Source organism: Paraburkholderia lebeckiae (assembly GCF_050436325.1).
Classification (GTDB): domain Bacteria; phylum Pseudomonadota; class Gammaproteobacteria; order Burkholderiales; family Burkholderiaceae; genus Paraburkholderia; species Paraburkholderia tuberum.
Genome location: NZ_JBNDLZ010000003.1, coordinates 20,315 through 33,735, shown reverse-complemented (window position 1 = coordinate 33,735; position 13,421 = coordinate 20,315). Strand labels below are relative to the sequence as shown.

Below are 13,421 nucleotides of genomic sequence, written 5' to 3'. Positions count from 1 at the left end.
ATGCGTTCACAGATCAATCTCAAACATCCGCCGCGCTTCGCGCTCGCCCCTCACGCTGGCAACCCCGCGGCCAACCCGGTCGTGCTAAGCGCGCAACCGAATTGCCGCATAGAGCTGTTCGTGCTCGCCGATGACATCATCCGCGTGCTCGTGCTGCCGGACGGCGCAACGCGCGGCCCGCGCACGTGGGCGATCGCGCCCGGTATGGACGACGTGCCGCTCGAAGGCCGCGAACGCCGCGACCTGAATGGCTTCACGCCGCCGCCGTTCACGGTGAACGAAGCAGCCGGTCACATCGTGATCGAAACGGCGCGCGTGCGCGTGAGCGTAGCGCTCGAAGGCGGCGCCTGCGCCTGGGACATCCTGCACGAAGGCAAGTGGCATCGCGTGATGAGCGATCGCAAGACTCAGGCGTACAACTTCGGCTGGTGGGATTCGCGCGTCTATCACTACGTCGAGCGGCGCCGCGACGAGATGTACGTGGGCCTCGGCGAGCGTGCCGGCTCACTCGATCGCGCGCGGCAAAGCTACGAGATGCGCAACATCGACGCGATGGGCTACAGCGCGCGCACCACGGACCCGCTGTACAAGCACATCCCGTTCTACGTGACGTGGCAGCCGCAGACGTCGACGGGTTTCGGCCTGTTCTATGACACGCTCGCCGATTGCCGCTTCGACATGGGCCGCGAGCTCGACAACTATCATGGTCACTATCGGCACTTCATCGCCGAGCATGGCGATCTCGACTACTACTTCATCGCGTCGCCCGGTTCGCCGCTCGACGCGGTGCGCCGCTTCACGTGGCTCACCGGACGTCCCGCGTGGATGCCGAAGTGGGGCCTCGGCTACTCGGGCTCGACGATGACCTACACCGACGCGCCGGACGCGCAAAAGCAGATGGGCGAATTCATCGAGCGCTGCCGCGAACACGACATGCTGTGCGATTCGTTTCATCTGTCGTCAGGCTATACGTCGATCGGGCCGAAGCGCTACGTGTTCAACTGGAATCACGAGAAGTTTCCGGACATCGACGGCTTCGTGCGGAGCTATCTCGATCACGGCGTGCGTCTGTGCGCGAACATCAAGCCGTGTCTGCTGCAAGACCACCCAGCGTTCGACGACGTCGCCCACGCCGGCCTGCTGATCGAAGCGCCCGATGGCGAGCCCGCATGGGTGCAGTTCTGGGACGAAGTCGGCGCGTACCTCGACTTCACGAATCCCGCGACGATCGACTGGTGGAAAGGTCGCGTGAAGGACGCACTGCTCAAATACGGCATCGCGGCCACCTGGAACGACAACAACGAGTTCGAGATCTGGTCGCCGCATGCGATCGCGCGCGGCTTCGGCAAGCCGTATCCGGCACACCAGGCGAAGGTGCTGCAGACGCAGCTGATGATGCGCGCGTCGCACGACGCGCAGCGCGAGCATGCGCCTGACAGGCGCCCATTCCTCGTGTCGCGCTCGGGCGGCGTCGGCATGCATCGCTACGTACAGACGTGGTCGGGCGACAACTACACGTCGTGGGAAACGCTGCGCTTCAATCTGAAGATGGGTCTCGGGCTCGCGATGTCGGGCGTGTCGAATAGCGGTCACGACATCGGCGGCTTCTCGGGTCCGGCGCCGGAGCCGGAGCTGTTTGCGCGCTGGGTCGGGTTCGGCATCTTCCTGCCGCGCTTTTCGATTCACTCGTGGAACGACGACGGCACCGTCAACGAGCCATGGATGCATCCCGAAAGTCACGCGGCACGTGGCAGACCTGATCAAGCTGCGCTATCGCCTGATCCCTTATCTCTACGAGTTGCTGTGGCAATCGCATAGCGCGTACGAGCCGGTGCTGCGGCCGCTGTTCGCGGAGTTTCCGCATGATCCGGGCTGCCTCGTCGATGGCGACGACATGATGCTCGGCTCGTCGATGCTGGTCGCGCCAGTGGTCGATCCGGGCCAGAGCACGCGCGCTGTGTATCTACCGGCCGGTTCGCGCTGGGTGTCGTACTGGAGCGGCGAAACGTTCGACGGCGGCCAGACCGTCACGTTGCCCGCGCCGTTCGAGCGGCCGGTGTTCCTGCTGCGTGAAGGCAGCGTGATTCCGCTCAACATCGCCGAGCAGCATTTTGGCCGCCCTGCCGACGAACGCGCATTCCTCGCGGTGCCGTATGCCGACGCGGGCACCGCGCAAGGCGGCTCGATCGAGGACGACGGCGAGACCGAAGCCTGGCGCAACGGCGAGCAAGGCCGCTGGAACGTTACGCTGACGGGCGACGCAAACACTTTGCGAGTGACGCTCGAGCGTTCGCAATGGATGCCGCGCGTGCAGCCTCAAGTGCGCGTGTTCGTGCCGATGCGCGAGACACGCGCGGTCGTCTGCGCTAACGGCACGCTCGTCACCGATCACACCGCGGACGGCTGGCGCTGCCTGACGATTTCGGTGCCGCACTGAACAACCCACCGCACCGGCCTGAGGGATCAGGCCGACCCATCAGTCTGGAGACATCCCAATCATGAAAATAAACCAGCGCGCGCGCACCCGCGCGTTCGTCCTCTGCTGCCTGCCGTTCGCGGGCACCGCGTTGTCCACCAGCGCATCGGCGCAAAGCAGCGTCACGCTGTATGGCGTCGTCGACAATGCGTTCGCCTATGCCAGCAACCAGAAAGGGCATTCGAATTTCTATATGAGCCAGGGCAACCTGCAGGCGAGCAAGTTCGGCTTCCTCGGCTCGGAAGATCTCGGCGGCGGGACGAAGGCGATCTTCCGGCTTGAGAGCGGCTTCAATTCGCTGACTGGCGCGCAAAGCACCGCGGGCTACCTGTTCAATCGCCAGGCCTATGTCGGCCTCGCGAACGACCGCTACGGCACGGTGACGCTCGGCCGCCAGTACACACCCTACTTCCAGATGGTCGGCGCGCTCGGACCGACCAGCGTGCTGACCGGCGCGACCGGGGCGCACCCCGGCGATCTCGACGCCCTCGACACGACGCTGCGCTTCAATAATTCGGTAACCTACCTATCGCCGACGATCGGGGGCCTGCAGGCAAGCGCGCAGTATGGTCTCGGCGGCGTGCCCGGCAGCGTCGCGAACGGCAGCCTGTTCAGCGCAGCGCTGCGTTATGACTTCCAGCCCGTGTCGCTCGCAGCCGGCTACGTGAAGCTGAAGGACATTTCGACGAGCGCGGCGCTCGGCAGCTTCGCGATCAACTCGCCGGTCAACAACGGTTACGCCAGCGCGCGCAGCGCGCAGCTGTTCGCCGCGGCGGGTCGCTATACGTGGCACGATATGATGGTTGGCCTCAACTACTCGAATGTGCAGTACGCGCCGGGCCACGGCTCGCTGTTCTTCGACAAGGCCGTGTTCAACACGTACGGCGCGATCGCGACGTACCGGATCACGCCGAGCGTGACGGTCGGCGGCGGCTACAGCTTCACCCAGGCAAGCAAGGCGAACGGCATCAGCGATCCGGCACACTATCATCAGATCTCGCTCGAACAAACGTACAACCTGTCGACCCGCACCACGCTGTATGCGCTCGAGGCCTATCAGCATGCAGGCGGCAAGTCGCTGATCTCGTCGGGCAGCGGCGTGACCATCGCCGACGCGGTCGCGGTGGTCGGCGACTCGCAGAACACGACGCCGTCATCGGGTCCGTCTCAGTTCGTCGGCATGGTAGGGTTGCGACACGCGTTCTAAGCGAGGCGGTCTCGGTCAGCAGCACGATGGGATCGGTCATGCAGACTCCTTGCGCACGCCGCGCCGGATCTGGCGTGGTTTTCTGCGGACCAGCGTGTCTGGGCGAACGGCGGCATGCATTGATCAGCAGACCTGCATATTCACGTAGGACGTGGTCACATGCTGGAGGGTTGGGAATGCCGCTGACATCGCTGAAGTATCGAGCGAGATCGAAATCAAGCCGCGGAAAAACAAAAACCCCGCAGAGCCTGGACTCTGCGGGGTTTCGCCACCATTGCTGGCGGAGACGGAGGGATTCGAACCCTCGATCCAGGTTTTGGCCCAGATGCTCCCTTAGCAGGGGAGTGCCTTCGACCTCTCGGCCACGTCTCCCAAACTTTCTGTCGCACAGGGAGTCAGTGCGACGAAGCCAAGATGATAGCGGGCCGGGCCGATAAGGTCAATGTCTGACGAACATTTTTTGTGCCAACGTGACGTCTCATCACGCAATTCATTCACATGAACGCCATAAAACAAACGGGATGCTCTAGAGCCCCCCGTTTTTACCGCCACTTATGCCTGATCGAGATCGAAGGCCTTATGCAGCGCGCGTACCGCGAGCTCCATGTACTTTTCGTCGATCAACACCGAAATCTTGATTTCCGAGGTCGAGATCATCTGAATGTTGATGCCCTCTTCCGACAGCGTGCGGAACATCTTGCTGGCAATGCCGACGTGCGAACGCATCCCGACGCCGACCACCGACACCTTCGACACCTTCGGGTCGCCCAGCACCTGCTCGGCCTGGACGTGCGCCTTTACCGTGCCGGTGAGGATTTCCATTGCACGCGCATAGTCGCCGCGGCCAACCGTGAACGTGAATGCCGTCTTGCCCTCGACGCTCTGGTTCTGGATGATCATGTCGACATCGATATTCGCGTCCGCCACCGGGCCGAGAATCTGATACGCGATGCCCGGCTTGTCGGGCACGCCCATCACGGCGATACGAGCTTCGTCGCGCTGGAACGCGATGCCCGATATGACTGCTTTTTCCATGGTCTCGTCTTCTTCAAAAGTAATCAGGGTGCCCGACTTCATTTCTTCGTCGAGTGGCATCAGCGGATCGGTCAGGCTCGACAGCACGCGCGTCTTCACCTGATATTTGCCGGCGAATTCCACCGAGCGGATCTGCAGCACCTTCGAACCCAGGCTGGCCATTTCCAGCATTTCTTCGAACGTCACGCGGTCGAGCCGGCGCGCTTCTTCAACGACGCGCGGGTCCGTCGTGTACACACCGTCGACGTCCGTGTAGATCAGGCACTCGTCGGCCTTCAGCGCGGCCGCGACCGCGACCGCCGACGTGTCCGAGCCGCCGCGGCCGAGCGTCGTGATGTGGCCGTCCGGGTCAATGCCCTGGAAGCCGGTGATCACGACCACCTTGCCGGCTGCGAGGTCTTGTATGACGCGCTCGCCGTCGATGTCGCTGATGCGCGCTTTCGTAAACGCGCTATCGGTCTTGACCGGCACCTGCCAGCCTGCGTAGCTGACTGCTTCGACGCCGGCTTCCTGCAGCGCGATCGCGAGCAGACCCGAGCTGACCTGCTCGCCGGTGGCGGCGATCATGTCGAGTTCACGCGGGCTCGGTTGAGTCGTGATTTCTTTCGCGAGGCCAAGCAGGCGATTGGTTTCGCCGGACATTGCCGACGGCACGACGACCATCTGATGGCCGGCCTTGTGCCATTTCGCGACGCGCTTGGCGACGTTCTTGATGCGCTCGACCGAGCCCATCGAGGTGCCGCCGTATTTATGTACGATGAGTGCCATTGTCGTTCTGAACTGGAAGAGATACCGCGCTGGCGCGCTGGAGACGACCGCACAGAAAGCACAGGAGCGCAACGTCTCGTGAACGGCGGCAAAGTGTGTGGCGGCGTAGATGCAGCACGCGTGCAGCACGCGCGGATTTGCCCGGGATGAAATCGCAAATGGCTGATCGGAATTGAGCGGCGACGACGGATCACGCACGCCTGCCGGCACTACCGACCGATAGCGACAAAAGCGACAGCGAAATCGGGTCGGGCAAACAAGTTAACGTACCTGATTAGGCGCAAAAAGACAAGACGCAACGAGCGCTCAAATGCGTCGAATCAGGCCTGCAATGGCCTGTTTTATCGCTGATTTGCGCCCTGTTTCACGCTTTCGACATGTGCACGCACGGCTTGCGCGACTGTCCGGCCGGCGCTCAGGCGATCAGCAGATCCTCGCGCCAGACGATTTTCACGCACGCTTCGCGTTCCGGAGATGCGTCGCGCGCGGTCCCGCGATTCACGCCGATCAGCGGCACGAACAGCAGTTGATCGCCAACGTAAAGCAATGGCACGTCGCGCTTCCATGCGGGAATGCCGCGCTCCTGAAACAGGTTCTTCAGCGTGCGGCTCGGCGTGTTCGGCACACCGATGCGCATGCGTTCTCCGCCGCGGCGCGCCCGCACGCTTAGAGAGGCTCGTTGCAGGACGCTGACGGGAACCATGTCGCATGCTTCGTTACGTGGCGCCGCGTGGGCTGCGTCGGCTACGTCGGAAGCAGCGGCTGCATCCACCATCGCGAACACAAACGTGCCGCGCCATTGCGGCAAATGCCAGATCTCTTGCCCTTGCCACGCGAGTTCACTGATCTCGCGCTCGACGAGCGCGGTTTCGTCGGCGGGTTCGCTGCTATCACCGGCTTCCCAGTAGACGAGGCCGCGATAGCTGCGCAACGCATGCCCCGCATGATCGATGCGGAGCCGATGTCCGTCCTTCCCCGCAGCCACTTCGCGCAACTGCCGCAGCGCATCCGCGACACGCGCGCTCGATGCCGCGACGAAGCCGAGCGTACGCATCCAGTAACGCAGCAGATTCAGCGCGCGATCGTCGTCGAGAGCGAGCAGCACGTCGTGCGCGAGGGCGCGTCCTTCATCGCGCGACGCGCTTTCCATGTCGGCGCGCGCGAGCGTGTCGAGCAATCGCTGCGCCGATGCCGAATGCGCGGCTGTGCGCGCGAGCGCATCGCGAAAGCCCGGGAAGTGCACCGCGAGCACCGGCATCACCTGATGACGCAAGGCGTTGCGTGCATAACGCGTGTCCGCGTTCGATTCGTCGTCGATCCAGCGCAGCTTGCGCGCGCTCGCATAGTGTTCGAGCTGCGCGCGCAGCAGATGCAAAAGCGGCCGCACACGTGTCGTCGACGCTCCCGTCGGCAGCGTGCCGGGCGCCATTGCCGCGAGACCCGCGAGCCCCGCGCCGCGCAGCAGTTGCAGCAGCACGGTCTCGGCCTGATCGTCCGCATGCTGCGCGAGCCATAGCATGCTAATGCCGTGCGTCGCGCACATCGCATCGAGCGCGCGATAACGCGCGTCGCGTGCCGCGGCCTCGATGCTCAGGCCCGGCGCGCGCGAAACATCCACGCGTCGCGCGTCGAATTCGACGCCACGTTCGCGCGCGAAAGCCTCGCAATGCGCGAGCCACGTATCGGCATGTGGACTCAAACCATGATGCACGTGCAGCGCGATACAGCGCGACGCACCCGCGACGCGCACCGCCGCATCGAGGAGCACGCTCGAATCGACGCCGCCGCTGAATGCGACCGCAATGCGCGCGTTCGAATCGAGCCCGGACAGCGCGGCGCCGAGCGCCTCGATCACGAGGCGCTCGGCGGATGAGTCGGCGGTGGTGGTCACGTCGTTAGCGCGGAAAGCGCCGGTGGACGAAAGAGACGGGCCAACGCGCGGGCTTATGCGCCCGGCGTCGTTTCCTTGAATTTGCCGTACGCCATCAGCCGTTCGAAACGGCGTTCGCGCAGGTCGTTGGTGCTCATACCCTGGAACTGGCGCAGCGAATCGGCGAGCGCACGGCGCAGCATCGCCGCCATGCCCTTCGGATCGCGATGCGCGCCACCGAGAGGCTCGTTGACGATCTTGTCGATCAGACCGAGCGCCTTCAGACGATGCGCGGTCAGGCCCAGCGCCTCCGCCGCTTCCGGTGCCTTGGCGGCGCTCTTCCACAGGATCGATGCGCAGCCTTCCGGCGAGATCACCGAGTAGGTCGAGAACTGCAACATCAGCACGCTGTCGCCCACCGCGATAGCGAGTGCGCCTCCCGAGCCGCCCTCGCCGATGATCGTCGCGATCAGTGGCGTCTTCAGCTCGGCCATCACATACAGGTTGCGGCCGATCGCCTCGGACTGGCCGCGCTCTTCCGCGCCGATGCCCGGGTACGCGCCCGGTGTGTCGATGAACGTGAAGATCGGCAGGCCGAATTTCTCGGCGAGGCGCATCAGCCGCTCGGCCTTGCGATAGCCTTCCGGACGCGGCATGCCGAAGTTGCGCAGCGCGCGCTCCTTGGTATCGCGGCCCTTCTGATGACCGATCACCATGCACGCCTGGCCGTTGAACCGCGCGAGACCGCCGACGATCGACAGATCGTCGGCGAAGCTGCGGTCGCCGTGCAGTTCATGGAAATCGGTAAACAGCTCGCTCACGTAGTCGAACGTGTACGGACGCTGCGGATGACGGGCGATTTGCGAAACCTGCCACGGTGTGAGGTTCGCATACAGATCTTTGGTGAGCTGCTGGCTCTTCTTGGACAGCCGCTCGATCTCTTCCGAAATATCGACGGCCGAGTCGTCCTGCACGAAGCGCAATTCTTCGATCTTCGCTTCGAGTTCAGCGATCGGCTGTTCGAAATCCAGAAACGTGGTCTTCATTGGTTGTAATCCTTGGACTTACCGGGCAGCGCGTATTCTAACCGCGTGCGCCAATGTCAAAACCATTTCTCAACTATCGATATCATATACGCGATAGTCTTTGAAACGGCTTCGTTTCCTGTTCTTCTTTAGTAGTCGACCGGTAACGGATCGAGACTACGCCACATGTACCAGGTCGCCACCGTGCGCCACGGCTCCCAATTCGCGGCAACCTCGCGCGCTTCGCTGCGCGTGACGGGTTCGCCGCTGAAATAGTTGACGCTGATCGCGCGGATCAGCCCGAGGTCGTCGAGCGGTAGCACGTCGGGACGCGACAGGTTGAAAATCAGGAACATCTCCGCGGTCCAGCGGCCGATGCCGCGAATCTGCGTGAGTTCGGCGATCACCGCCTCGTCGTCCATCGACGTCCACTTGCCGACGTGCAACGCGCCCGACACGAAATGCCTCGCGAGATCGAGCACGTATTCGGCCTTGCGTTTCGACAAACCGCACGCGGTCAGCTTCTCGAGACCGAGCTTGATGAACTGCTGCGGCACGAGCTTCGGACACGCGACTTCGACCCTCGCCCACACGGCCTGCGCCGACGCGACCGAGATCTGCTGGCCGACCACCGAGCGCGCAAGCGTGACGAAAGGATCGCCACGACTCAGCAAATGCACGGGGCCGAACTTTGGAATCAGCTTCTTCAAAATGCGATCGCGCTTGACGAGATCCGCGCACGCCCTGTCCCAGTACGCGGGACGCGTGACTTCAGGCGCGAGACCGCCGATCTGCACCGGCACCGCGACTTCGTTCGCGAGCGATGCGACACCGGCCGCTTCGCCGCCCGCGCTGGCCGTGCTCGCCGAAGTGGCCGATACGCGCGTCTTGCGCACGACTTCGCCCGCGTTCGTGTCGCGCGCAAGTTCCTGCACGTCGCCGGCGAGCTCGGCCGCGAGTTTGGCCGGCAACGCACCGTTGCCCTTCGCACGCGACGCCGTTTTCGCGCGTTTCGCAGGCGCGTGTGCAGCTTCAGTGCCTGCGCCATTGAGCGAGCGTTTGGCCGCGCTCTTCTTTGCCGCGGCCGAGTCGGCTTTCGCCGCCGCCCCGCCCGCTTTCGAGGGTGCTTTGTCTACCGCGCCGCCGCTCGCACGAGTCGACTGAGCTGCGGCAGCCGATGCTGCGGCAGCCGATGCCGCGGCTGCCGCACTGGTTTGAGACGCCGCGCGTTTAGCCGGCGTCTTCGTGGCCGTTGCCATCCTGCCTCCTGCCTGGCGAGTCGTTCAGAGGGAAGTACGAGGTGCGCTCACACGCGCCGCCACTCGGTCAACCCGCCGGGTTTGTCTTCAAGGGCAACGCCGGCATCGAGCAATTCGGCCCGGATCCGGTCTGCTGCCGCATAGTCCTTTGCCTGCTTGGCGGCGATACGCGCGGCGATCTTCGCTTCGATCGCGGCGGGCTCGAGCGCGCCTTCGGCTGCAGCACCCGCTGCCTGCTGCAGGTATGCACGCGGTTCGCGTCCGAGCAGCCCGAGCACCGCGCCAAGCGCGCGCAATTGACGGGCCAGCGCGGGGTCGCACGTGCGGTTCACTTCGGTGGCCAGCTCGAACAGCACCGACACGGCCACCGGCGTGTTGAAGTCGTCGTTCATTGCCGCCTGGAAACGCTGCGCGTACGCTTCGTTCCAGTCGAGCACGGCGCTATCGGGCGTCACGTCTTTCAACGCCGTGTACAAACGCGCGAGTGCATTGCGCGCGTCGTCGATATGTACATCGCTGTAGTTCAACGGCGAGCGGTAATGCGCGCGCGCGATGAAGAAACGCACCACCTCTGCATCGTACTGCGCGAGCACTTCGCGAATCGTAAAAAAATTGTTCAACGACTTCGACATCTTCTCATTGTCGATCTGTACGTAGCCGTTGTGCATCCAGTAATTGACGAATGTTTGTCCGGTCGCGGCCTCACTTTGCGCGATCTCGTTTTCGTGGTGCGGAAACTGCAGATCCTGGCCGCCACCGTGAATGTCGAACTGTTCACCGAGCAGCGTGCAGCCCATCGCCGAGCACTCGATGTGCCAGCCGGGACGACCGCGCCCGTACTTCGAATCCCAGCCAGTGTCGGCCGGTTCCTCGGGCTTCGCCTGCTTCCACAGCACGAAGTCGAGCGGGTCCTGTTTCGCGTCGTTGGCCGCGACGCGTTCGCCTGCGCGCAGGTCTTCGAGCGACTTCCCCGACAGCTTGCCGTAGCCTGCGAATTTGCGTACCGCGTAGTTGACGTCGCCGTCGCTCGCCTGGTAGGCGTAGCCGTTTTTCTCGAGCGTCTCGATCATGCCGAGCATCTGCGGAATGAAGTCGGTCGCGCGCGGCTCGATGTCCGGACGCTCGATGCCGAGCGCGTCCGCGTCTTCATGCAGCGCGGCGATGAAGCGATCGGTCAGCGATTTGATGGTTTCACCGTTCTCGACTGCGCGCCTGATGATCTTGTCGTCGATATCGGTAATGTTGCGCACGTAGGTCACGTTGTAGCCAAGCGCACGCAACCAGCGCTGCACGATGTCGAACACGACCATCACGCGCGCATGACCGACGTGACAATAGTCGTACACGGTCATCCCGCAGACGTACATCCGCACGACACCTTCGCGCAGCGGCACGAAAGTCTGTTTGTCACGCGCGAGCGTGTTGTAAATGCGCAGAGATTCCATAGAGAGCGGTGCGTGGGCCGAAAGAAGTCCGCATTGTGCTTCATGCGCGCCACGACCCGCGAAACGAACAGGATGACGGGGTGCATCGCATACAGCTGAAACCGGCGCACCTCGTGCGGCGATCAGGCTGCAGACGAGGCTGCGAACCGGGCGGAGACGGCCACGAGTGGCGAAAAGACAGTCGGCGGTTCGACGGAACGCGCAGACCTTTTGTTAGAATGGCTCGGAGTATAACATCCAGACCTGAGCCTATGAAACACTCCAGCGGCCGCGCGCGCAGCGCTGCGACCCTCGCCGCGACTGCGTTTGGCAACGTTGTCGGTGGCGTTACTTTCGAAGCGGCGCGTGCCCTCGCGTGGCGCGTCACCGTCGTTGCCGCGCTTGCCGCGGTGCCGGTCGCCAGCGCTTATGCGCAGAAAGCCGCGGTGATGCCGCAAGGCCCCGCCGTGCGTGACAATACGCCGGAAATCGACGCGTCGATCGCACAGAAAAACTGGCAAGCCGCGCTGACCCAACTCGATGCGCGCGTCGCCGCGAATCCGCGCGACGCACAAGCGAAGTTCAAACGCGCAAACGTGCTCGTGCATCTGAATCGCGACGACGAAGCGATCACAGCGTTCACCGAACTCACGCAGCTGTATCCCGAGTTGCCCGAGCCGTACAACAACCTCGCCACACTCTTCGCGAGACAAGGCCGCCTGACCGAAGCGCGCGCGGCGCTCGAGATGGCCACCAAGGTGAATCCGAACTACGGCCTCGCGTTCGAGAACCTCGGCGACCTCTATCTGCGCCTCGCCGATGCCGCGTACCGTCGCGCGGAGAGCCTCGGCAAGGCGAGCCCGAGGACCGCGCAGCGTCTCGCGGATATCCAGAAGGTCGTGTCGCCGGCAACGCCCGCTGCCGCGGCGTCGCAGCCTGCCGCCGAGCAGACGGCCGTGCCCGCCGCGCACCCCACGTCGAACATCACGGACAGTCCGAGCTTCCAGTTCGGCGGCCCGAATGGCTCGCTCGCCATGCCGCCGTACATGGCGCCGTCGCGCTGAGCGCCGGGCTCGGTGCCTGCCGCAACTTTTCTCCAACCCCGAGGACTTTCATGAAATGGTTGATGTTGGCGCTCGGCAGCGCCGCCCTGATCGCAAACGCACCCGCCTTTGCGCAGTCCGGTTCGCAGGCCGTTCATCCTTCCGTGCTGCTGAAGACGTCGGAGGGTGACATCCGCGTCGAGCTGTATCCCGAGAAAGCGCCAAAGACGGTCGCCAATTTCCTCGACTACGTGAAAGCCGGCCAATATAGCGGCACGATCTTCCATCGCGTGATTCCGGGCTTCATGATCCAGGGCGGCGGCTATACGCAGAGCTTCGTCGAGAAGCCGACGCGCGCGCCGATTCCGCTCGAGAGCCGCACCGGTCTGAAGAACACCGCTGGCACGATCGCGATGGCGCGCACCAGCGACCCGAATTCGGCCACCGCGCAATTCTTCATCAACACGGTGGACAATGCCAATCTCGACTACCCGAATCCGGACGGCAACGGCTACGCGGTATTCGGCAAGGTCACGAGCGGCATGGACGTCGTGAAACGCATCGAAGCCACGCCCACCACCACGCGCGGCCCGATGAGCGATGTGCCGCAGAAGCCGGTCGTGATCCAGTCGGCGACGGTGGTGAGCAAGTAAAAACGAACCAGCGAGCGAACGAGCAAGCGAACCCGCGCGGCCGAAGCCCGGCCCCAACCAACGCCCCGGCGCGGCCGGTCGTCAGCACATGACGACGCGCCGCGCCTTTTATCCACCTGTTCATCAAAGGATTCCATCATGATTGAACTGCATACGAACCACGGCGTCATCAAACTCGAGCTGAACCCCGAAAAGGCGCCGAAGTCAGTCGAGAACTTCCTGAACTACGTGAAGGCCGGCCACTACGACAACACGGTGTTTCACCGCGTGATCGACGGCTTCATGATCCAGGGCGGCGGCTTCGAACCCGGCATGAAGCAGAAGCCGACGGCCGAGCCGATCACCAACGAGGCGAACAACGGTCTGAAGAACGAGAACGGCTCGATCGCGATGGCGCGTACCAACGACCCTCATTCGGCGACCGCGCAATTCTTCATCAACGTGAACGACAACGACTTCCTGAACCACTCGTCGCCGACGCCGCAAGGCTGGGGCTACGCGGTGTTCGGCAAGGTCGTCGAAGGCATGGACGTGGTCGAGAAGATCAAGAAGGTCAAGACCGGTTCGAAGGGCTTCCATCAGGACGTGCCGGTCGATGACGTCGTGATCGAAAAAGCTGTCGTCGTCGGCTAAGCCGTGAGTGAGTCGCGCCTCATCCGGG

Annotated in this window: 9 protein-coding genes, 1 tRNA gene and 1 pseudogene; 5 read left to right on the top strand and 6 right to left on the bottom strand. The window is 63.6% G+C overall.

Annotated features, from left to right (window positions below; genetic code table 11):
* Both OKW44_RS18235 and OKW44_RS18230 read left to right on the top strand, forming a co-directional pair.
* Positions 1 to 2,437 (top strand): annotated as a pseudogene (locus OKW44_RS18235) (glycoside hydrolase family 31 protein).
* A 61-nt stretch (positions 2,438 to 2,498) separates the two neighbouring features.
* Entirely contained in the window at positions 2,499 to 3,683 is a 1,185-nt protein-coding gene (locus tag OKW44_RS18230) for a porin (protein WP_018417598.1), read from the top strand.
* A 278-nt stretch (positions 3,684 to 3,961) separates the two neighbouring features.
* Here the strand turns inward: OKW44_RS18230 and OKW44_RS18225 are convergent.
* The 6 genes from OKW44_RS18225 to cysS form a co-directional block, all read right to left on the bottom strand.
* A tRNA-Ser gene (locus OKW44_RS18225) sits at positions 3,962 to 4,055 on the bottom strand.
* 180 nt (positions 4,056 to 4,235) lie between these two features.
* A complete protein-coding gene (locus OKW44_RS18220) occupies positions 4,236 to 5,486 on the bottom strand; it encodes an aspartate kinase (RefSeq protein ID WP_018417597.1) in 1,251 nt (416 codons plus the stop codon).
* A gap of 415 nt (positions 5,487 to 5,901) precedes the next feature.
* Positions 5,902 to 7,377, bottom strand: coding sequence for a tRNA lysidine(34) synthetase TilS (gene tilS / locus OKW44_RS18215; protein ID WP_018417596.1), 1,476 nt, complete (start codon positions 7,375 to 7,377; stop codon positions 5,902 to 5,904).
* 53 nt (positions 7,378 to 7,430) lie between these two features.
* Entirely contained in the window at positions 7,431 to 8,402 is a 972-nt protein-coding gene (locus OKW44_RS18210; RefSeq protein ID WP_013089750.1) for an acetyl-CoA carboxylase carboxyltransferase subunit alpha, read from the bottom strand.
* Positions 8,403 to 8,530: 128 nt separating this feature from the next.
* Complete coding sequence (locus tag OKW44_RS18205; RefSeq protein ID WP_018417595.1) at positions 8,531 to 9,640, bottom strand: DNA-3-methyladenine glycosylase family protein; 1,110 nt, start codon at positions 9,638 to 9,640, stop codon at positions 8,531 to 8,533.
* 47 nt (positions 9,641 to 9,687) lie between these two features.
* The gene (gene cysS, locus OKW44_RS18200; protein WP_018417594.1) at positions 9,688 to 11,085 is read right to left on the bottom strand and encodes a cysteine--tRNA ligase; all 1,398 of its coding nucleotides are present in this window, start codon (positions 11,083 to 11,085) and stop codon (positions 9,688 to 9,690) included.
* 251 nt (positions 11,086 to 11,336) lie between these two features.
* On the opposite strand from cysS, the gene OKW44_RS18195 reads away from it, so the two are divergent.
* The 3 genes from OKW44_RS18195 to OKW44_RS18185 all read left to right on the top strand — a co-directional run bounded on the left by OKW44_RS18195 (position 11,337) and on the right by OKW44_RS18185 (position 13,393).
* The gene (locus OKW44_RS18195) at positions 11,337 to 12,128 is read left to right on the top strand and encodes a tetratricopeptide repeat protein (RefSeq protein WP_018417593.1); all 792 of its coding nucleotides are present in this window, start codon (positions 11,337 to 11,339) and stop codon (positions 12,126 to 12,128) included.
* 50 nt (positions 12,129 to 12,178) lie between these two features.
* The gene (locus tag OKW44_RS18190; protein WP_018417592.1) at positions 12,179 to 12,760 is read left to right on the top strand and encodes a peptidylprolyl isomerase; all 582 of its coding nucleotides are present in this window, start codon (positions 12,179 to 12,181) and stop codon (positions 12,758 to 12,760) included.
* 138 nt (positions 12,761 to 12,898) lie between these two features.
* On the top strand, positions 12,899 to 13,393 hold the full coding sequence (locus OKW44_RS18185) for a peptidylprolyl isomerase (protein WP_018417591.1): 495 nt from the start codon (positions 12,899 to 12,901) through the stop codon (positions 13,391 to 13,393).
* The last annotated feature ends 28 nt before the right edge of the window (positions 13,394 to 13,421 follow it).